At 69.2% G+C, this 18,920-nt stretch carries 20 protein-coding genes and 2 pseudogenes; 14 read left to right on the forward strand and 8 right to left on the reverse strand.

The window, feature by feature from the left end; translation table 11 throughout:
* Positions 1–108: 108 nt before the first annotated feature.
* Positions 109–210, reverse strand: a pseudogene (locus C1J00_RS48175) (IS5/IS1182 family transposase); the annotation flags it as partial.
* Between C1J00_RS48175 and C1J00_RS06130 the strand changes: the two are divergent.
* Positions 210–296: pseudogene (locus tag C1J00_RS06130) on the forward strand (IS5/IS1182 family transposase); the annotation flags it as partial. The pseudogenes C1J00_RS48175 and C1J00_RS06130 overlap by 1 nt on opposite strands.
* A gap of 94 nt (positions 297–390) precedes the next feature.
* Positions 391–1,185 (forward strand): hypothetical protein, encoded by a 795-nt coding sequence (locus tag C1J00_RS44600; RefSeq protein WP_146046140.1) that lies wholly within the window; start codon positions 391–393, stop codon positions 1,183–1,185.
* 50 nt (positions 1,186–1,235) lie between these two features.
* Here C1J00_RS44600 and tgmC read toward each other — a convergent pair whose 3' ends face one another.
* From tgmC to C1J00_RS06150, 3 genes are read right to left on the reverse strand one after another with little or no spacing between them, the layout of a single operon-like run.
* On the reverse strand, positions 1,236–2,435 hold the full coding sequence (gene tgmC, locus C1J00_RS06140) for an ATP-grasp peptide maturase system methyltransferase (RefSeq protein WP_102908010.1): 1,200 nt from the start codon (positions 2,433–2,435) through the stop codon (positions 1,236–1,238).
* Complete coding sequence (gene tgmB / locus C1J00_RS06145) at positions 2,432–3,418, reverse strand: ATP-grasp ribosomal peptide maturase (RefSeq protein WP_102908011.1); 987 nt, start codon at positions 3,416–3,418, stop codon at positions 2,432–2,434. Before tgmB ends, tgmC begins: the two co-directional genes overlap by 4 nt.
* A gap of 3 nt (positions 3,419–3,421) precedes the next feature.
* Complete coding sequence (locus C1J00_RS06150) at positions 3,422–3,694, reverse strand: putative ATP-grasp-modified RiPP (RefSeq protein WP_102908012.1); 273 nt, start codon at positions 3,692–3,694, stop codon at positions 3,422–3,424.
* A 158-nt stretch (positions 3,695–3,852) separates the two neighbouring features.
* Here C1J00_RS06150 and C1J00_RS06155 point away from each other — a divergent pair, with 158 nt between their 5' ends.
* Both C1J00_RS06155 and C1J00_RS06160 read left to right on the forward strand, forming a co-directional pair.
* A complete protein-coding gene (locus tag C1J00_RS06155) occupies positions 3,853–5,223 on the forward strand; it encodes an NsdA family TPR-like regulatory protein (protein WP_102908013.1) in 1,371 nt (456 codons plus the stop codon).
* Positions 5,224–5,236: 13 nt separating this feature from the next.
* Complete coding sequence (locus C1J00_RS06160; protein WP_102908014.1) at positions 5,237–5,554, forward strand: DUF6087 family protein; 318 nt, start codon at positions 5,237–5,239, stop codon at positions 5,552–5,554.
* A 242-nt stretch (positions 5,555–5,796) separates the two neighbouring features.
* Here C1J00_RS06160 and C1J00_RS06165 read toward each other — a convergent pair whose 3' ends face one another.
* Both C1J00_RS06165 and C1J00_RS06170 read right to left on the reverse strand, forming a co-directional pair.
* Positions 5,797–6,678: an aminoglycoside phosphotransferase family protein gene (locus C1J00_RS06165; RefSeq protein ID WP_102908015.1), complete on the reverse strand. Its 882-nt coding sequence runs from the start codon at positions 6,676–6,678 to the stop codon at positions 5,797–5,799.
* Positions 6,675–8,096, reverse strand: coding sequence for a helix-turn-helix domain-containing protein (locus C1J00_RS06170; protein WP_245936221.1), 1,422 nt, complete (start codon positions 8,094–8,096; stop codon positions 6,675–6,677). Before C1J00_RS06170 ends, C1J00_RS06165 begins: the two co-directional genes overlap by 4 nt.
* A 260-nt stretch (positions 8,097–8,356) precedes the next feature.
* Here C1J00_RS06170 and C1J00_RS06175 point away from each other — a divergent pair, with 260 nt between their 5' ends.
* Positions 8,357–8,698, forward strand: a complete 342-nt coding sequence (locus C1J00_RS06175) for an ATP-binding protein (RefSeq protein ID WP_020271958.1) — start codon at positions 8,357–8,359, stop codon at positions 8,696–8,698.
* Positions 8,699–9,004: 306 nt separating this feature from the next.
* Here the strand turns inward: C1J00_RS06175 and C1J00_RS06180 are convergent, their stop codons facing one another.
* Complete coding sequence (locus C1J00_RS06180) at positions 9,005–9,487, reverse strand: SAM-dependent methyltransferase (RefSeq protein ID WP_102908017.1); 483 nt, start codon at positions 9,485–9,487, stop codon at positions 9,005–9,007.
* A 72-nt stretch (positions 9,488–9,559) separates the two neighbouring features.
* Positions 9,560–10,948, reverse strand: coding sequence for an NsdA family TPR-like regulatory protein (locus C1J00_RS06185; RefSeq protein ID WP_180989431.1), 1,389 nt, complete (start codon positions 10,946–10,948; stop codon positions 9,560–9,562).
* Positions 10,949–11,212: 264 nt separating this feature from the next.
* Here C1J00_RS06185 and C1J00_RS06190 point away from each other — a divergent pair, with 264 nt between their 5' ends.
* From C1J00_RS06190 to C1J00_RS06225, 9 genes are all read left to right on the forward strand, one after another.
* A complete protein-coding gene (locus C1J00_RS06190; RefSeq protein ID WP_245936222.1) occupies positions 11,213–11,635 on the forward strand; it encodes a DUF6415 family natural product biosynthesis protein in 423 nt (140 codons plus the stop codon).
* Positions 11,632–11,775, forward strand: coding sequence for a hypothetical protein (locus C1J00_RS45070; RefSeq protein WP_020271954.1), 144 nt, complete (start codon positions 11,632–11,634; stop codon positions 11,773–11,775). Before C1J00_RS06190 ends, C1J00_RS45070 begins: the two co-directional genes overlap by 4 nt.
* Positions 11,776–11,865: 90 nt before the next feature.
* Positions 11,866–13,770, forward strand: coding sequence for a glycoside hydrolase family 15 protein (locus tag C1J00_RS06195; protein WP_102908018.1), 1,905 nt, complete (start codon positions 11,866–11,868; stop codon positions 13,768–13,770).
* A 27-nt stretch (positions 13,771–13,797) separates the two neighbouring features.
* Entirely contained in the window at positions 13,798–15,312 is a 1,515-nt protein-coding gene (locus tag C1J00_RS06200; RefSeq protein WP_020271952.1) for a sensor histidine kinase, read from the forward strand.
* A 71-nt stretch (positions 15,313–15,383) separates the two neighbouring features.
* A complete protein-coding gene (locus C1J00_RS06205) occupies positions 15,384–15,899 on the forward strand; it encodes a roadblock/LC7 domain-containing protein (protein ID WP_020271951.1) in 516 nt (171 codons plus the stop codon).
* Positions 15,896–16,309, forward strand: a complete 414-nt coding sequence (locus C1J00_RS06210; protein WP_102908019.1) for a DUF742 domain-containing protein — start codon at positions 15,896–15,898, stop codon at positions 16,307–16,309. Before C1J00_RS06205 ends, C1J00_RS06210 begins: the two co-directional genes overlap by 4 nt.
* Before the next feature lie 52 nt (positions 16,310–16,361).
* Complete coding sequence (locus C1J00_RS06215) at positions 16,362–16,949, forward strand: GTP-binding protein (RefSeq protein WP_180989432.1); 588 nt, start codon at positions 16,362–16,364, stop codon at positions 16,947–16,949.
* Positions 16,949–17,590 (forward strand): GAF domain-containing protein, encoded by a 642-nt coding sequence (locus tag C1J00_RS06220; protein ID WP_102908020.1) that lies wholly within the window; start codon positions 16,949–16,951, stop codon positions 17,588–17,590. Before C1J00_RS06215 ends, C1J00_RS06220 begins: the two co-directional genes overlap by 1 nt.
* An 86-nt stretch (positions 17,591–17,676) precedes the next feature.
* Positions 17,677–18,920 (forward strand): acyl-CoA dehydrogenase family protein (locus C1J00_RS06225; protein WP_102908021.1); only part of this gene is annotated, 1,244 nt, incomplete at its 3' end.

Genomic DNA, 18,920 nt, shown 5'->3' on the forward strand with positions numbered 1-18,920 from the left:
GCCTGGCCGCCGGTCAGGGCGCGGGTAGGTCGTCGCCCTGACCGGCGTCTAGCACCTCCGGCACAGCAAGGCGCCGACCGGTGGTGACGAGCTGCCGGCCGCGGAGAACAGGCGGAACCGCAAGCGACGCGGTTTCTCCGCTTCCTGCTGCGGGCTGCGGTGCGCCTGGCCACGTCGTCTGCGGTGCGGGATGAGAAGGCCGGTGCCCTCTGCGCGACTGCCGCCTCAAGGGCAACGGCGTTCACCAGGCCATGCTCGGCATCGCCCGTCTACACAACCTGGTCCTCGCCCGATAACTCACGCCCCATACGGGACAACCTCTAACGGAAGTTCGCGCCCGTTGAGGCAAGGGCGTGGCGATGATCCAAGGCGCACTGGCAACATGCCGACATGCCATCGCTCTATAAGAACACCAAGCGGTACTACGGCTGTCGCTTCGGACAGGCTCAACTGCGCAACCTGGCGGCCATGGTTGGCGAAGACATGGCGCCGGGATCAGTGTCCTTCAGTACGAACTTTGGCACTTACCACTTTCAGGCGGACACCCTGGCTGCCCTCGTTGCCGAGGTGGAAGCGTCCCCAGACGTCGGCACCAATAAGCCCTGGGACAATCTTACGATCACCGCACAAGGGCCCGCTCCTGGATCTGAATGCAGCATCACAATCGACCCAGATCGCACGGCCGTGGAGGTCAAAACTGACACCCACAACACTTGGGCTCGCGGCCTCGAAGCCCGCATCGGCGAACTCCTGACAGACCAAGCCGCGGGCCGCCATGACCAGACCCGCTCGCCAGCGGCCAAGCGCTTGCGTAGTTCCCTGGCGGGGGTCGGGCTCTGGGCCTTCGTCCTTTGGTACAGCATCACCGTGTACCCGACCTCTCAAGAGGAGGTCGTTCTCGCGAACGGCAAGCACGCGCTCACGCAGGCGGGCGGCCAGCTTCCAACCAGTTCGTTGGTGGTGTTGGGCGCACTTCTCCTGTGGTGTATCGGCAACGCAGTAAGACACTTCGTCGGGGTGCGCGCCACCAGACCGACTTTGGTCGTGGCGTCCGATCTTCCTTCCGGCCCCGCCTGGCAGCGCCTCTCCTTCGCGGAAAAGGTGGCAACTGTCGCTGCTGTACTGACTGGGCTAGCCACGGTGGGAACCGTCGTGTCAGCCGCAGCTGATGTCTTCAAGCCCTGACGCAACGGCCACGCTCCGGGTGCCCGGAGACTTCCGGGCCCGCGGAGTGGTCAGGGCCGGGGCAGCGGCAGGCCAGGCAGCTGCGGGTGGCGCAGGTGCTGCCCGCCGTCGTAGACGTGCAGCGTGAACGTCTGAGGCCCCGGCCGGCCGGCCTCGTCGTACGCGGACAGCACGGCCTCGATCCGCTCCCACAGCTTGACCGGGCCGCCCTCACTCACCTCCCACCGGCCCTCGCGCGGGGTGAGGGTGGCGGCGGAGCCGGTCATGACGTCGACCAGGTGCACGACGTCGCCGACGGTCGTCATCTGCGCGTCGGGCACCGCGCACTGGGCGAGGAACAGCAGGTGGAACGCCTCCTCGGTCGCCGCGGTGATCCGCTCCGGGGAGTGCCGGGCGGCGCGGCCCGTCTCCGGGAGGCCAGCGGCCCAGTGGGCGGGGTTGCCGAACATCGGCGCCGCGTGGGTGCGGGCGGACATGAAGGAGACGGTGCCGCCCATGAGCTGGCCCTCGGCGGTACCGTCGCCGTTCACGGTGAGCAGGACGCGTGCGTACCCGTAGAGCCAGCCAGACAGGGTGAGCAGGATCTTCCCGCCCGGCCGTGTCTGGGCGAGCAGGGCCAGAGGGACACCGCGGAAAGAGCAGGCGGCCACGATCCGGTCGAACTTAGCCTCCGGCCAGTAGCCGTACAGCCCGTCCGCCACTGCCAGGGTGGGGGTGAAACCGCAGGCATACAGCGCGCTGGCCGCCTGCTTCAGGCGGTGAGGATCGACCTCGATGCTCGTGACATCGGCCGAGCCGAGACGTTCGCAGGCGAGCGCGGTGGAGTAGCCGGTGCCGGTGCCGATCTCCAGCACCGTGTGCCCCTCGCGCACGTCCGCATCCGCCCACATCCGTACGACCAACGACGGCAGCGTGGACGACGAGGTCGGCGCCCCGCCGTGCCGTACGGCGGCCTGCTTCCAGTCCGGCTCGTCGCCGTCGAACTGCGTGATCAGCGTCGTGTCGGAGTACGCCGCGGCTAGCCAGCGGCCATAGTCGACCTCGGCGGTGACCGGCTCCCACACCGTCAGCCCCTGCCCGTCGCGCTCGTCGGCCGGCAGGTAGAAGCCCGGCACGAAACGGTGCCTCGGCACCGTCTCCACGGCCGCCCGCCAGCCGGGATCGGCAAGGACGCCGTCCTCGGCGAGGGCCTTCACCATCGCCTCGCGCAGCCGGAAAGCGTCAATCTCCAGGTCGGCGGGCACCGTCATCGCGCCCCACCTCCTTTCATGCTCGTGCTCAGGATGTCGGCGAACGCCGTCGTGATGTCGCCGACGTCCGGCAGCCAGCCCCACTGGCCGTTCGGATTGCACTCGATGAACACCCAGTCCTCCGCCGCGTCGCCGTCGCCGGTGAGGGCAAAGTCAAAACAGCCGAAGACAAGGCCGAACGCCGACAGGTAGCTGTGCAGCGCGGACTCGACCGAGGTCGGCATGGCGATCGGAGCGTGCAGGAGCTGATCCCAGTCGCCGCGGCGCCAGTCCAGCGCGGCGTCCGGGGCGGCGATCTGCTGGGCGAACACCCGCCGACCGACCACCGTGACGCGCACGTCGCTGGTCTTGGGGATCTCCGCCTGGAACAGGTGCGCGGTCACCGCGAGCGTGTCGTCAAAGGACTCGGGGTCGACGCGCTGGGCCCAGATCGCGCCGGTGTGCCCGTCCTCGTCGCGGGGCAGGCCGCGGAACGTCTTGTAGATGACGGGGCCGTGGTCGGCGGCGAACTTCCGCGCCTGCTCCACGTCGTTGGTGACCAGCGTCGGCGGCACGGCCAGGCCGAGCTGGGAGGCGAGCTGGAGCTGGGCGGGCTTGAAGTCGGCAGCCGTGACCGCGCCGGGGTGGTTGACGTAGCGGACACCGTGCAGGTGGTTGAGCACCCCGCCGAGCCCGTGCCGGGCCTCGGCGGCGGCGAAGTCGCGTTGCTGGGCGGGCAGGTGCTCGAACCGGGCGGCATAGGGGGTGGGGCGGCGGTAGTACACCGCCGCCACCTCCCCCAGCTCCACCTCCCGGCTGCCGGTGACCAGCCGCCCCGCCCAAGCCGGCGCCCCGGCGCCGATGCAGGCGCCGAAGGTCAGGCCGAGACCGATGTCGGCCGGGTCGACCCGTGCGACGGGCACCTCACGCTCGTTCAGCGCGGCGATGACCCAGTCCGCGGTGACGTCTTCCAGCGCGGTGACGACCAGGACGGTGGAGGCCATCGTTCAGTCCGACTCGTAGTCGGTGGTGTGGTCGTCCTGCGTCTGCGGCTGCGGCTTCTCCCCGTCCCCGCCGCCGGACATCGATGCCGTGCCCGTCGTACGCGACGTTCCATGCTTGCCCATCTCCACCACCTGGCCGGCGGCGTCGGTGTAGCGGGCGGTCTGCGTCGCCGGGTCGAGCGTCACCGCGGCGTACGACGGCGGGCCGACCGGGAGCCGGTCGGTGACCAGCCGCATCGCCCACGGAGTCTGAGCTGGGGGTGCAAGCGTCGCCATGCGTTCGTCCTTCCCCTTGCCTCATGCGGATAGCCGGGCAGCTACCGCCTGAGCAGAATCCGCCCCTGGCCAGTGCCCTAACAAGTACCGTAGGTGCCGCGAACCGTGGCGAAACTGCCACGCTCCGTGACGGTGGAGTCGGGGAGGGTGAGACGGCGATGACCGGCAGATCGAGCAACCCCGACCTCGCGCTGTGGATCGCGGCCACCGGCCTGTCCCACGGCGAGATCGCCCGCCTGATCGCCGCCGAAGCGAAAGCCCTAGGTCACCGGCAGATCGCACCCGATGCGACCCGCATCCGCCGCTGGATCGACGGCGAACGGCCCCGCCCACCGGTTCCCGCGCTGTTGGCGGCCGTCATCTGCAAGGCGGTCGGCCAGCCGCTCACGCCGGGTGATCTGGGCCTGACGGCCGCCGGGCCCACGCTGGATAGCATCCAGCTCCCGCTGCTGACCGAGGCAGCCGCCCAGACCCTGGCCGGATGGACCCAGATGGATCTCTTCCTAGACCGCCGCGACACCCTCAAGCTCGCCCTCGGCGCCCCGCTGATCCTGGCCGCCGAGCGAATGCTGGGCGGCACCGCCCGGCGCCTGAACCGCGACACCAAGGGCTTCGACACCGACACCACTACGGCGCTGGAAGAGGTCACCGCGTTCTTCACGAGGGCCGACGCCTCCAAAGGCGGCGGTCTGTACCGCTCCGCGATCGTCGCCCAGCTCGCCGAAGTCGCCCGCCGTATCCAGGACGGCGTCCCCGCCTCGCTGAAGGCCAGGGTCTTCGCGGCGACCGCCGACCTCGCGGCGTTGGCCGGATGGGTCAGCCACGACTGCGGCCGGTACGCCACCGCCCAGCGGTACTGGTCGTACGGCATCTACGCAGCCTCCGAAGCCGGACAGCCCGACCGCGGGGTGGAGATCGTCACCCGCATGTCCCACCAGATGATCTACCTCGGACACCCGGCCGACGCCCTGGGCCTGCTTGGCGTCGCCGTGAAGAAGGCGACCATGCCTGCGACACGGGCGCTGGTCACCTCCCAGGCCGGCCGGGTGCACGCAGCCCTCGGCGACGAGCGAAGTGCCGAGCAGCACCTTGGCGCCGCTGACGAACTGGTCGCGGACGGCCTGGGCGACGACGTTCCTGCGTGGGTGGACTACTTCGACGCCGCCGAGCACGCCGGCGCCCGCGCGGTCTCCGCCCGCGACCTCTCAGGGCTCCACGGCGACCGCCAGGTGGCCAGCGTGTACTTCACCGACGCCCTGCGGCTGCGCAGGCCCGGCTTCGACCGGGTGAAGGTCATGGACCGTATCGGCCTGGCCGCTGCCCTGTTCACCGAGGGGGAGCCCGAGCAGGGCGCCGCCGCAGCCCACCAGGCGCTGGACGACGCCACCCGCGTCGACTCCACGCTCGTGGCCTCCCGGCTCAACACTCTGCTCGACGCCGCACGCCCGTACCGGACCACCGCAGTGGACGAGGTCCGCACCCGCGCGGCGGATCTCACCGCGGCCCGGCCAACCACGGTCGCCGCCTGAAACCATAGGACTCATGGGCAAGCACTCCCGACCCGGACCGCCGAACCAGCCATCCCGCGCCGTCCCGCGCGTCGACGCCGACGACAGGCTCGCCGCGTACAACAAGCGGCGCCGCCCGCCGCTGGACGTCCACCGCCGGCACCGCCCGCTCCACGGCGGCGGCGGACACCTTCGCCCGGACGAGCTTCGAGTCCTGGAGGAATGGAACGGATTTTCGTACGAGCCCGCAGGCACCGCAGCCAACCTCGCGGATGCCCAGCGGTGGGTGAACGAACAGACGACCGGCACGGACGGCTGCTCGGTTGAGGAACATCGGAACAGCGATGAGTGATAGCCCTCACTCCGCTTCCCGTCCCGGCCCGTGCACGGCTACGTCCGCTCCACACTGCGCAACTACCAGGGGGTCGGTACGACAGTTCTGCGACTTCCTGACGTACCCCGCCTTCGGCTGGGGCGACGAGTGCCTACGGCACTTCGCGCCCCCGTCCAGGTGGACTACGACTGGAACGCCGCGACGCACGTTGACGAGGCCGAGGGCGAGCCAGAACGCCGAGTGTTCACAGGTCTGCGGGGCTACATGATCCCCTTCCATCGCCACGGCGGTGCCCCGGTCCGGCCGCGGAGGCAGTCGACGCGGTACTGCGCCTCGCGCCGCCACTCTGGGTGGGTGGCGGCGTGCTGCGCCGCGTAGGTCGTCATCCGAAACTCGCGTACGCCAGCAAAGAGTTCATACCCTTCCCACTCCGTAACGTCGGTGCCGTAGGTCTCGCAGAACGCGGCGTACTGTTCGGCAGACACTGCGCCGGTCGTGGTGAGCTTGACGGCGGTCGACACGAGATCCCACTCCGGCGGGCCGCACGAAGCGCGCTCGAAGTCCATCAACAACGGGCCGGCCTCCGTGCGCGCCACGTTGCCGACCCACGCATCTCCGTGGACTACACACTCCGGCAGGCCCCTCGGCCTAACAGCCCACTGAGTCTTGAGGTCTGTGAGGCGGTCGTGCAGCCACTGCCGGTCATCGTCGGAGAGCGAGCTCGCTGCGTCGATGCGCTCGACCAGCCGGACGAACGGGTCCAGCTCGCCGAGCGGCAGGTCTGGCTTCGGCAGGGCGTGCAGTTGCTTGAGGAGCGCGACGACGTCGGCGACGGTCCCGATTTCATGTGGCGGCAGCTCTTGCCAAAACGTCACTGGGTGCCCGTTCGCCACTACCGGCTGCCGCAGGTCAAGGGCGCGTATGGCAGGCACGCCCTCTGCGGCTAGCCAGCGGGCGACCTGAACCTCGCGCGTTGCGGCGGCGGACTGGCCGGGCCGGGCGATACGCACCACCACCCCCCTGGGAAGACGCCATATGGCGTTCTCGGCGAGCCGCATCGGTTCGGCGCCGGTCGCGTCGAGGCCGGCGGCGAGGCACGCCGCCTGAAGTACGGCTTGGGTGGGCGTGAGTGAAGTGGTCACGCCTGCACCGTAGCCGCGATGCGTTCGCGCAGGTCGCCGGCAGCGGACAGCTTCCTGTACCGGCCCGCGAACCGGGCGAGTTCCCGCAGGTCGTCGGCGGCCCGGCACGAGGTCAACTTGCCGACGTCGTCCAGCGCTTGATGGCCGAGCACGATCGCGTACTGCGGGTCGTCGCCCTTTGCCATGACCAGGGAAGCGAGCTTCGTCTCGGAGATGGCCCGTGAGCGGGCGAAGGCGTTGCCGTGGCCCTTCACCGCTATCTCGAAACGGCGGGCAGCTTGCCCCGGGTCCTGGTCCGCGTGGACAGCGAGATCGAAGAGCGCGTGCGCGGTATCACCGTGGTGCTGGGCGTGGTCGTAGTACGCCATCCACGGCGGATCCTGTGCCGGATCTGACTGTTCGAACGCGGCGTCGGCTTCTCCGACCGCCCGCAGGGTGTTGGCTACGTCGCGCATCTTGCCGAAGGCGCGGGCCCGAGCGGTATGCAGCATGGCACGCTCGGTCGCGGTAAGGCGGTCGGAGCGCACTAGGCCCTTCTCCGCATGGGTGAGGCCGGTGTCCGGATCTCCGACCCAGATTTCCTGCCGAGCCATGAACGAGTACGTCTTGGCGCGCAGGTGCCACTCCCCGGCTTCCTCCGCGCACTCGGCGGCTAGCCGGAAGCTGACTCGGGCATCGTCGTGGGCGTAAGCGTCGAACTGCGAGGCACCGACAACAATCCCCAAGCGGGCCACCGAGGCTAGAAGTTCGGGGCGCAGTGGCTCGGGGCAAGGCACCGGCAGCAGGGAGGCGCCCCACATGATGGCGCTCCGGGCGAGTTCTCGTACCGCGCCGCCGCCTCCGTACTCATTGTCCTGGCGGTGAATGACATCGGCCAGTGACTTCAACTGCGCAATCTCGCGGGGGCGGATCAGAGTCGGGATCTCCCGGGGTGCCGTTGGGGTCACAAGGTGGACGAGGTCTATGGGGGCAATGGCGGCAAGGCCGCTCGTGGCGAGGAAGGCACGACGGTCCACAGAGGCAGGGCTCCCACTTGGAGGTGTTGTACTACCTCTGCCCAGGATGCGGCCTGCATGGACCGGAACCGACGCCTCCGCCCTGCCGCGGGATGCACTTTCCGTTTCGGGGCGGGGTTTTTCCGTTTGGCCGAACACCATCCCCCACGCCCTGGTGAGGACTCCGCCGGTCTCCAAGACGTCGTCCAGGCGCTCGGCCAAGTCCTCCGAGCAGGCGGCAGTCCCCTTCTCGATCTTCTCAATAAGTGAGCCGCTGACCTGCACTCTTACGCCTAACTCAGAGTGAGTGAGGGGGCCGCGCTTCTTGCGCCAGGTCCGCAATTCATAGCCGAACCAGTCGCGCGGAGACGCATCGGGAGTCAACTGCTTCTCGGGTCTTGGCATGGGCTGTTCCTCGCTCACGAAACGGAAGATCGAGCTTTCCGAATCAAGATCTGCACGCGGTCCTGTCGGCCTGGCTCAATGGTTGCTCACGGCCGCCACCTCAGTACACACCGCATCCGGCGCCGGTTGGAGAGATTTCGTCGAACGAGGGACTCCCCATGCAGGCAGACCTGTTGGTGGCTCAACAGCCCATCACGGAGGGCACAAGCTCAGCGGTCCGAACGCGCGCCGGAGCATGCGAGATCGACATCGCTCTGACAGCCGCAGCCGTCTCGGGCGTGCGTGACCTCGTCAGGGCGTGCCTACGTCTGTGGGGCCTGACCGAACTCGACTGGCGGGCCACTCTCGCCGTGTCCGAACTGCTGACGAACGCCTTCGAGCACGCCCGCAAGGAGCACGAGTCCTCGGTTCCAGTGAAGGTCGTTCTCACCCGAACCCCTGACGGCGTCTTCCTGTGCGTCAGTGACCCGGACCCCCGGCTCCCCGCCCCCGTCTCGGCTGGCGAAAAGGACGAAGGCGGTCGCGGCCTGGTGCTGGTCAAGGAGCTCAGCAACGGCTACGGCTGCTCGTCCACTGCACACGGCAAGGACGTTTGGGCCACGATCCTGCACTCCTCGTAGCCTAACCTGCCCGTCTCACAAGAGCCGCGAAAGGACCATCACCATGTGCCGGCACTCGCTGCCGTTGCCCAGGGCCGACAAAACCGATCCGAAGACTGACGGGATTTCATCGGCGGTGACGATGCGTTCGGAGAACCCGGGTGAGGCTTCGGTCCCGGGCCCGGCCCCCGTGCGGAACCTCTCCGGAGAGGGAAACGTTAGCGAGGACGACCGTGCCTCCGGGGCTACCCTCCTCAGTATCTCCGGGGGCAGGCCGTGATGAATGCCCGCGGCGACGCCACCGTCGAGGACTTACGGCAAGCCCGTCTACGAGCGCTCCGACGCGTCACGCCAGTAGGTCGCAAGCATCTCGCTCGGCCAGGCCGGCTGGCGGACGGTGCCTCGGGGCCCCATCTCGTGAAAGTAGGGAGCCAGGTCCAAAACCGGTGTCCCGTCGACCGCATCGAGATCCGTCACCAGGAGGTCGCAGCCCTTCACACCCAGCAGCCTTGGGTAGCTGATGGCGAGTTGGTTGGGGCGCCGGTGGTTCCGGTGGACGAATGTTCCGGTCGCCGGCCACTGCGGGTTCCCCCGGGGGCTGCGGGCGTGGAGCTGGACATCCTCGGGCTGCGCCAAGTGAAAGCGCCACGTCACCGTCAGGTGGGAGAACTCTTCGATCCCCAGAAGGGTTTCGAGGGGGTACTCCTTATTGAGGCGGATCACCGACTGGACCCCGCCTTGGAAGTCGTCCTGAACGCGGGTGTGGCCGCCGACGACCGTTGCGATCGATTCGACCTCGTACGTCGTCACCGGTGCTGGTTCCTCTCCCTTGGAGATGCTGGTCCGCGAGCTGCCGCTGGACGCCACAAGCCCGTGTCGGGATCAGCCTATGGCCCGCAGCATGCTCCGTGCCCGGTGGTCCAGTTCGGCGACATGGCGGCCTCCACGTTGCCGGACGGGCGAGAGGTCGCTCTGGATGCGGACGATGACGTCGCGGGCACGGCCGGACTGGACGCCCGTCATGGCGTCGAGTGCTTGGTTCCAGGTGGCGCATGCCTCGTCGAGGCGGCCTTGCTGGACCTGGACGGCGCCGAGATAGCCGAGGGTGACGCTGTGGGTGCGGGCGTATTGCTGGCGCCGGCGGGTGGCCACGCTGCGCTTGAAGTGGATCTCCGCGTCGAGCTGCTGACCCATGTCGCGCAGAGCGCAGGCGGTCTCGTGGGCGAGGGAGGCTTCCTGGAAGAAGCCGACGCGCGCCGGCGCCTCGTTGGTGTCGGCGCGGGCGAGGTCCCGCTCCGCGCGGCTGATGGCGGCGAGAGAACCGGCCCGGTCGCCGTCGGCCGCGAGTGCGCGAGCGTGGACGATCGCCAGAAGTGCCTTTTCACGATGGCTGGCTTGGCCGTAGCGGTCGCGGGACATCGAGGCGTCGGCCAGGGCGAGCGCCCTGCGTGGATGCCCGAGGTCCACAGCCTGGTGGGCGAGGGCGCGCAGGACGTGGCCGCCGAGCGGTCCGTCTCCGGCTTCCGCCGCGATCCGGGCGGCGATGGTGAGGTAGCGCTGGGCGGTGCGGTGTTCACTGGCGTCGAACGCCATCCAGCCGGCGAGGTAGGTCATCTCTGCCACGGCCGAGTACGTGTCGCGGCGCAGCTGATCCGTGCGGAATCGACCGCCGAGCAGCGGCACTGCTTCGTCGAGCAGGTGGGTGGCAAGGGCTTTGCGGCCGGAGGCGCCGCCTCGTTGCTGGTCGCGCGCGGAGTAGTAGACCGTGAGGTCGCGGACGTCGTCGATGTCTGTCTGGGTCACCGGGCGCGGGGATGCCGGTCGGCGCTTCGCCGCTGCGGCGGGGGCGGCTGCCCACCACGAGGCTGTGGGCAGGGCGAGGCCGGCCGCGGAGTAGGCGGCGGTGGACAGCAGCTTGCGTCGGTGCATGTCGAGATCGTCGCTTCCCAACTCGGCCAGTGCGGTCAGAGGGTCGACACTCCAGTCGGATCCGGTGTCGGTCGTGCCTGTTGGCTCTTCTTCCAGCCCGAGGTCGGCCACGGTGAGGTGGCGGCCGAGTCTGCGGGACAGCGTCTCGCGCAGGATATGCGGCGCTCTGCCACTCGGCTTCGTGCCGAGCACCCACATGGAGATGTGCGAGCGGGAGATCGCCTCCAGCTCACGCACTCCGCTCTCCGCGGCCACTCGAGCAACGGCAGCGGCTGCTTGTGGCTGGGACCAGCCTGCTTCGCGCAGGAGTGCGGCGAGGGCGACGTTTCGTTCACGGGCCATGGACTGCCCCTCGGGTCCGAAATGATCTTTGGCGCCTTTGGCGGCCTTCCGGTCCGCACAGGCATACCCCTCAGACGGGATTCACGGTTCGCTCAACGTAGCTGCCAGATCACTCACTTCGCACGCCAGCCGTCGGTGCCAACCGGTGCTTTCGGCTCACTTTGGCTCGATCCGAACAGGAGTTGTGTCATGCGCCTTTCGCTGGTCCCTCGCGGAGGAGACATCCAGAGCGTGGGCGGGAGCGGAGAGCGAGGGTCCGTCACCGTGAAGCGGGCGCCGCAGCGTGATCACGTGGTGGCCGCGTCGGAGACGGTGACGCTCGTGCTGGGCGAGGATTCACCGCTACCCGAGAGCGCTGCTGATGTGGAGGACCTCGTTCGCCGTCTGCGCGGTCACGTTGCCCAGTTGGGAGCACGAACCCCTTCGGGCACCCCCGTCCTGCTGCGCGCGCAGCGGCTCTGCTCGGACAGCGTCCCCGAGGGCTACATGCCCAGCCGGGTGTACCTGGTCGAGCTCGCCGAAGCGACGCAGGAGCTCGTCACGCATGTGGAGCGCGGTGATCCCGGGTCGATGCGCCCGGAGCGCAGGCGGCGTTCGTGGAAGCCCCGGATCAACATGCTGCGCGGGGCGGTTTTCGCAGTTGCCCCCGCCTGTTTGGTCTGGGCCGCTTCGGTGCCACGGACGTGACAGTAACCGAGGTCGTCGTCATCGGGCTGATTCTCGGGCCGATGGCCTGGCTGGTCCTCCGCGGCGAGCGCGCAGCCAGCCCTGTCGCGGCCGACGAGGACTCCCCGCCGACCCTGAACGACCCGACCTCACCCCGGTGACCACAGGTGCCCCTCCTTCTCAGTATTCCCGGCCGCCGTAGCGGCCCCCGATACCCCCCGGCCTGCGGGGTCAATGGAGATTCACAAGCGATGGAACGTCTTCCGCGTATCGAGCAGTACGGCCTGATCGGCGACATGCAGACCAGTGCCCACGTCTGCGACGACGGTTCGATCGACTGGCTGTGCCTGCCCCGCTTCGACTCGCCGGCCGTTTTCGCCGGCCTGCTCGGGACGCAGAAACACGGCACCTGGCAGATCGCTCCGGCCTCGCCGCCTCCTGGCCGGTCCGGCTCCGAAGCGGAAGCCAAACGCCGGTACTGCGGTGACTCACTCGTCCTCGAATCGGTGTGGCGCATCCCGACCGGTTCGGTCCGCGTCCTGGATTTCATGCCGCCACGCGACGGGGCACCTCAGGTGATCCGGATCGTAGAGGGTCTCACCGGCGAAGTGTCGATGGTCTCGGCCATGCGTCCGCGTCCGGGGTACGGCAGCGTCAGCCCGTGGATCCACGAGGTCGGGGGCCGCATGGTCGCGGAGGCCGGCGCGGACGCTCTGTGGCTCGACACCTGCGTCCAGCAGGTGGAGAAGGACGGTGCCATCGTCAGCGCCTTCGCCGTCGCCGCCGGTCAGAGCGTGGCTTTCGCGCTCAGTTGGTGCCCATCCCATGCAGCCGCGCCTGACGTTCCCGACCCGGAGGTCGCGCTCACCGAGACGCTCACCTTCTGGCAGGAGTGGGCGCAGGAATGCACCTACGACGGCCCCTTCCGCGAGCCCGTGGTTCGTTCCTTGATCGCGCTGAAGGCGATGACCTATGGGCCGAGCGGCGGGATCGTCGCGGCGCCGACCACGTCGCTGCCTGAGGAGATCGGCGGCGGACGGAACTGGGACTACCGCTTCACCTGGCTGCGCGACGCCTCCACGACGCTGGCCGCGCTGCTGGGGACCGGGTACCGGCAGGAGGCGCAGGCGTGGCGGCGATGGCTGTTGCGTGCGGTGGCCGGCGATCCGGAGAGCCTTCAGATCATGTACGGGATCACCGGGGAGCGCGATATGCGGGAGCGGGAGCTGGCCTGGCTTCCCGGGTACGAGGGCTCAACCCCGGTACGGGTCGGAAACGGGGCGGCGGACCAGCTCCAGCTCGACGTGTACGGCGAGGTGATCGAGACCCTGTACCTCGCGCACCAGAGCGGTGTCGCCCACTGCGCCGACACTGCGGTCCTGCACCAGCGCCTCGTCGAGCACCTGGCGCAGCGCTGGCAGGAGCCTGACGAGGGAATCTGGGAGATCCGCGGGGCACGCCGGCACTTCGTCCACTCCAAGGTGATGGCCTGGGTCGCGGTCGACCGCACCATCCGCCTGGCGGAAGTCGGTGCCCTCGACGTGGACCTGCCCCCCTTGGTCGAGTTGCGGGCCACGATCCACCATGAGGTCTGCACCAAGGGCTTCGACCCGGCGCGCAACACCTTCACCCAGTCCTACGGCTCCCAGGACCTGGACGCCGCCACGCTGCTCATCCCCTGCGTCGGCTTCCTGCCGCCGAACGACCCGCGCGTCATCGGCACCGTGGATGCGGTACGTCGTGAACTCTCCACACCGGACGGGCTCGTGTACCGGTACCCGACCCGCGGCAAGCGCACCGGAGCGGACGGCTTGGCCGGCGATGAGGGCACCTTCCTCCTTTGCAACTTCTGGCTCGTCGATGCGCTCGCCCTGACCGGCCGCCTCGGCGAGGCCCACGCCCTGTTCGAACACCTTCTCGCGCTGCGCAGCGACCTCGGGCTCCTGGCCGAGGAGTACGACCCCGTCCAGCAGCGCCAGCTCGGTAATTTCCCGCAGGCGTTCAGCCACATGGGCCTGATCCAAAGTGCTCGGCTCCTTCATCAGCTGGCGACGCAGTCTTCCTGCCAGCGAGGCACGGTCGAGGTTCCGGCGCCTCGCTCGACCTCACGCAACACGCTCCAGACCTGCACAAGCCTGACGCCGCAGCACGCCTAGCAACCCCGCCCCCTGACGAGGATTCCCATGCCTGACAGCGCCTTCCCGGCACGGCCGGCCGCTCCCGGCCACCGCAGACGTCGGCCTCCACGGATCGACCCGATCACGCTGCACCGTGTCCGCCGCGCCGTGGCCTTGCCCGTGGTGCTTCTGGCCGCGCTGTTGGGTGCCGCCTTCGCCCTGTGGTCGATGTCTGCGGTAGGTCCCGGCTGGCTCCTGGCCAACCTTGTCTGTGGGCTGGCCGGGGTCGCGCTGGTGGCGGCTCGCGGAGTGCGCACGGCCGCAGGGGCCATGCAGGCAGCGGTGGAGGAGGCCCAGGCAGCGGCGCTGACAGCGGTCGCCGAGGTAGGGGCGGCCGTCGAGAAGTCGGTGCAGTGGTCGGCGGACGAGCTGTGCCGCGGGGGACGCCCGGCGCTGCCGGACATGCAGACGCCACCGTCGGCCAGTCCGACCGTCGAGATCAACAAGGCGTTGAGTTCCCTCGAGGCGCAGGCCATCGCGTCGCTGATACGCGTGCACGACGAGTCACAGTCCGTCGTTCTCCTGGAAGTGCTGCGGCGTCTGGCGATGCGCGAGCACGCACTGGTCGGCAAGGCGCTCGAGGCACTGAGCCAGCTGGAGAAGCTGACCGACGACCCGGAGCTGCTTTCGAAGATCTTCGAGATCGATCACCTCGTGACGCGGATGCGCCGACAGGTCGAGAGCACGGCGGTGCTGGGCGGGCAGTCCCTGCGCAGCGTGCGTCGGCCCGTCCCCGTCGCGACGGCGCTGCGCGGCGCGGTCTCCGAAGTTGTGCAGTATCCGCGTGTGGCCGTCGCGGCTGGTTCCGTGGGCGCTGAGCTGGGGCTTCCGGGACATGTGGGTCCGGACCTGACCCACCTTCTGGCCGAGCTGATCGAGAACTCCTGCGAGTGCTCCGATCCGGCAACGAAGGTGACCGTGCGAGCGCAGCGGGTTTCCAACGGGCTGGCGATCGAGGTCGAGGACCGGGCCATCCCTATGCATCCGCAGACACGCGCGCAGATGAACCACCTGCTCAAGGCCCCTGACGAGGTGGACGTCAGCGGTCAGGTACGAGCGGGACAGCTCGGCTTGCTTGTCGCCGCGAAAATCGCCCAGTCGCACGGGCTGTCCGTTCTCCTCCAGGAGAACGTGACGGGAGGCACCACCGCCCTGGTCGTCATTCCGGCACGGCTCATCGTCGCGATTCCCTCGCTCGAGGACTCGGGCGCGCTCCCCAGGAGACCCCGCCCCTCCGCGCCGCCTCGGCAGAGTGCCACGGCTCCAGCCATCCCGGCGGGCCAGGTACCACGCCCGGGCACCGCAGGGGCGCCGAGAGCCGGAGAGGCAGGTCACTCGGCTGATGCGCCCGCCCTTCCCACGCGTACGCGTCAGGCCGGCTCGTTCCGTCCACCACGCGAGCGGGAGCAAGCCCCCGTGACCGCGGCGACGCCAGGGCTCGCAGCCGCCTTCCGCAAAGGCATCCAGGCCAGCGGGACCGCTGGTTCTTCGCCCGCTTCGGCAGAGCAACCCAGGCCCTGATTTCGCCCTTCCTTCACGTTCCCGGTGGCCTGTTACATCCGCTGGCCCTTCCCCCTTCTGGAGCGATCCCTATGAGCACCCACCCCGCGATGAACAACGTGACCAGCGACGCGCCCGCATCCGAGACGACGGCAAGCGGTCAACGGGACAACATGGCCTGGCTGCTGCGTCACTTCACCTCCGAGACTCCGGGCGTCACGCACGCCGTCCTGCTGTCGCGCGACGGACTGCGGCTGCTGGACAGCGACGTCGACAAAGACTGGGCGGACGAACTGTCGGCCGCGCTCAGCGGAGTGGCCTCCCTCGCGACGAACATCACCGGCCCCAGCCACAAGAAGAGGCCGGCCAAGCAAGTCATCATCGAGCGAGACGACTGCCTGTTCTTCGTCCAGAGCGCCGGGTGCAGCGCAGCGTTCGAGGGCCATCCCGGCAACGAACGCGGTGAGGTGGACACGATCCTCGCCGTCATCGCCACCACGGACGCCGACGCGGGCACCGTCGGGTTCGAGATGGGGCGCCTCGTCCAGAAGTTCGCCCCATACATGCAGATCCCCGTCCGCGTCGGCACGGGTGCTGAGGTCCGGTGAGCACAAACGGCCGCTCGGCCGAGGAGTCGACGTTCGTGCGGACCTACACGCTGACGCGCGGGCGCACCAAGCCGCGGCACCTGCTGGGCTTGGAGACCGTGCTGGACGCCGGTTCGGGGCGGCCGGGCCCGGGGCAGGCCGCGGAGTGCGAAGAGATCCTCGCCCTGTGCCGAGAGCACCGGCGTTCCGTGACCGAGCTGGCGGGCCGACTCCGCCGCCCCGTCACCGCCGTCAAGATCCTCGTCTCGGACCTCTTGGACGCCGATGCCCTGGTCGTCTCCGTCACCGATGCCTATACCGCCTCTGACGCAGACGCGGATGAGCGTCCCACCACCCACCTATTGGCGGCCCTCTCTGTGGGCCTGAAGAGGAAGTGGCCCGATGCCGTCGCCTACCCCAAGGCCGGATGACTCGACCGTGGCGCTGCGGAGTCCGTCGCGCCCGCAGGCCGGTGCACCCACTGTGCTGAAGATCGTGATTGCCGGGGGCTTCGGCGCGGGCAAGACCACCGCCGTTGGTGCTGTCAGCGAGATCACGCCGCTGAGCACGGAGGAGTACCTGACCGAGGCGAGCGCTGACGTGGACAGCCTGGCAGGCATCGAGGCGAAGCAGACCACCACGGTCGCCTTCGACTTCGGCCGCCTCAGCCTGCCGGACGCGCCCGTGCCCCTGGAACTATTCCTGTTCGGCACGCCCGGCCAGGACCGGTTCGTCGACCTCTGGTACGACCTCTCCCGCGGAGCCGTCGGCGCGGTCGTCCTGGTCGACACCCGCCGCCTGGAAAGCAGCTTCACTCCCGTCAGCTTCTTCGAAGACATCGGCCTGCCTTTCGTCGTCGCCATCAACCAGTTCGACGGAGCACACCGCTACCACCCCGAACAGGTCCGCACCGCCCTCGAACTCCCCACCTCTGCGCCGGTGGTCACCTGCGATGCCCGCGACCCGAACCACGTTGCCGGCGTCCTGCTGACCCTCGTCGGCCACGCCGTGAAGAGCGCATCGGCAGGCCCCGCTCGCCCAGCAGCCACTACCACCCTCCAGGACGCCTGATGTCATATCAGCCCAACGACCACTACCTCGTACCGCAGACCGTCCGAGCAACCCGGACACTGCCGCGACGCAACATGCGAGACATCGGCCTTGGGCCGTCCGTCTCGGCTGACGTTGCCGTCACCGGCCCGCAGGACGAGCAGACGACCGAACTGGCCCGGCGGTATGAGCTGCTCGAGCGCCTGGGCGTGCCCACCGCTGCCAGCCGGGACTTCGACGAGCTGGCACGCGACATGGCCACGAAGGCCGGATTCCAGTACGGGTTCGTCAATCTCTTCCTGGAGGAGCAGAAGTTCGTCGGGCTGCACCAGCCGCCCGCGGACAGCGGGCACGTCATCGTCGGCCGCACCATGAGCCGCGACCACGGCTGGTGCCCGGAGGTCATGGCCCGCAAGAAGGCCCTGCCGCTGCACGACGTGCACGCCAGCCCGCGCTTCAGCGGCAACCATGTGGTCGACGCGGTCGGGATCCGCTCCTACTTCGGCGCACCGCTCATCCACGACAGCGGCACCGTGCTGGGCACAGTGTGCGTCATCGACCCCGAGAAGCGGCCCCTGAGCGAGGCCCGAAGGCTGAGAGACATCGTCATCAACGCCGGCGCCCAGGTGATGGACCACATCGCCCACGCGCCCGTCCGCTAGGCCGTTCCACCACCCCCACCCGGGAGCCGCAGGCGATCCCCGGCCGCTCCACTGTGCGACCTTCACCCAGGGAGAGGGAGACGACCATGCCCGCCATACCCACCACGCCACCACCGGCGCTGCGTCCCTACCTCACCGCCCGCCACGAACTGCTGTGGGCCGAGGCGGACGCCTTCGCGGAAGAGCACATCGCGCCGCGCGCCGCACGTATGGAGGCCGCTCCGGGCAGGGTGGAGCGCAAGGTCGCCGACCTGATGGCCGCACGGGGCTGGTTCGCCATCACCGTCCCGGCCGCCTTCGGCGGTCTTGGCGCCGGCCATGTGGCCAAGACGGTCCTGGTCCACCGCGTCGCCTGCCTGTCGGCGGCTGCCGCGGCCATCCTGCAGGCCACCCTCATCCCCGTCGGTGGCTTGTTGCACTTCGCCACTTATGAGCAGAAGGGCCGCTGGCTGCCGCGGGTGGCGGACGGTTCACTTCTTTTGTCGATCGCCGTGACCGAACCGCGGGCCGGCGGACACATCGGCGGCATCGAAACCACCGCCGAACGCGCCCGCAATCAATGGGTGATCACCGGCAGCAAGGTCCACATCGGCAACAGCCATCTCGCCGGAGCCCACCTTGTCGTCGCCCGAACCGCCGAGGCCGGCGTAAGTACTTCCCAGGCGCTGACCGCGTTCATGGTGGAATCCGACCGACCCGGGCTCTCGGTCTCCGACCACCGTCCCGGCCTCGGCCTGCACGGCTTCTCCGCCGGCCGCCTCGACCTCGACCACGTCCGCGTCCCCGAGGACAACGTGGTCGGAGAGATCGGCCAGGGGCTGAGCGTGGCCCAGAGCAGCAGCATCCTGTACGGCCGTCCCAACCTGGCCGCGGTCAGCCTCGGGATCCACGAGGCGGTCGTGGCCACCACGACTGACCGCCTCAAGGCGCGCGCCCGCTACCGGGGGGCCCTGTCCGACCTGCCGGTCCTGCGGGACCGCATCGGTGACATGGAGGCCCGCCTGCGCGCCGGACGAATCCTGGCCTACCAGTCCGTGCACCTCCTCGACCAGGGCCTGCCCTGCGACGCCGACCTGATCAACGCCAAGTACCTCGGCCACCAGTGGGCCATGCAGTCCACCCAGGACGCCATGGAACTGCACGGCGCCCACGCCCTCGACCGCGACTACGTCCTCCAGCGCCTGTGGCGCGACATCCAGCACACCTATCCACCGGCCGGAACCGGCGAAGTCCAGCGCATACGCCTCGCCGACGCCGCCTTCGACGAGGACCACATCCAGTGGTCCGAACGCCTCGCCGCCGAAGCGGCCTGGGCCCGCCCCGACCCCAC

It is taken from the genome of Streptomyces cahuitamycinicus (assembly GCF_002891435.1).
GTDB lineage: Bacteria > Actinomycetota > Actinomycetes > Streptomycetales > Streptomycetaceae > Streptomyces > Streptomyces cahuitamycinicus.

What these genes read in the sequence shown, in the direction of transcription:
- C1J00_RS06200 (WP_020271952.1), top strand. Translation starts at nt 13,798, where the DNA reads ATGCCTGACAGCGCCTTCCCGGCACGGCCGGCCGCTCCCGGCCACCGC.
- C1J00_RS44600 (WP_146046140.1), top strand. Translation starts at nt 391, where the DNA reads ATGCCATCGCTCTATAAGAACACCAAGCGGTACTACGGCTGTCGCTTC.
- C1J00_RS06220 (WP_102908020.1), top strand. Translation starts at nt 16,949, where the DNA reads ATGTCATATCAGCCCAACGACCACTACCTCGTACCGCAGACCGTCCGA.
- C1J00_RS06150 (WP_102908012.1), bottom strand. Translation starts at nt 3,694, where the DNA reads ATGGCGACGCTTGCACCCCCAGCTCAGACTCCGTGGGCGATGCGGCTG.
- tgmC (WP_102908010.1), bottom strand. Translation starts at nt 2,435, where the DNA reads ATGACGGTGCCCGCCGACCTGGAGATTGACGCTTTCCGGCTGCGCGAG.
- C1J00_RS06205 (WP_020271951.1), top strand. Translation starts at nt 15,384, where the DNA reads ATGAGCACCCACCCCGCGATGAACAACGTGACCAGCGACGCGCCCGCA.
- C1J00_RS06185 (WP_180989431.1), bottom strand. Translation starts at nt 10,948, where the DNA reads ATGGCCCGTGAACGAAACGTCGCCCTCGCCGCACTCCTGCGCGAAGCA.
- C1J00_RS06160 (WP_102908014.1), top strand. Translation starts at nt 5,237, where the DNA reads ATGGGCAAGCACTCCCGACCCGGACCGCCGAACCAGCCATCCCGCGCC.
- C1J00_RS06195 (WP_102908018.1), top strand. Translation starts at nt 11,866, where the DNA reads ATGGAACGTCTTCCGCGTATCGAGCAGTACGGCCTGATCGGCGACATG.
- C1J00_RS06155 (WP_102908013.1), top strand. Translation starts at nt 3,853, where the DNA reads ATGACCGGCAGATCGAGCAACCCCGACCTCGCGCTGTGGATCGCGGCC.
- tgmB (WP_102908011.1), bottom strand. Translation starts at nt 3,418, where the DNA reads ATGGCCTCCACCGTCCTGGTCGTCACCGCGCTGGAAGACGTCACCGCG.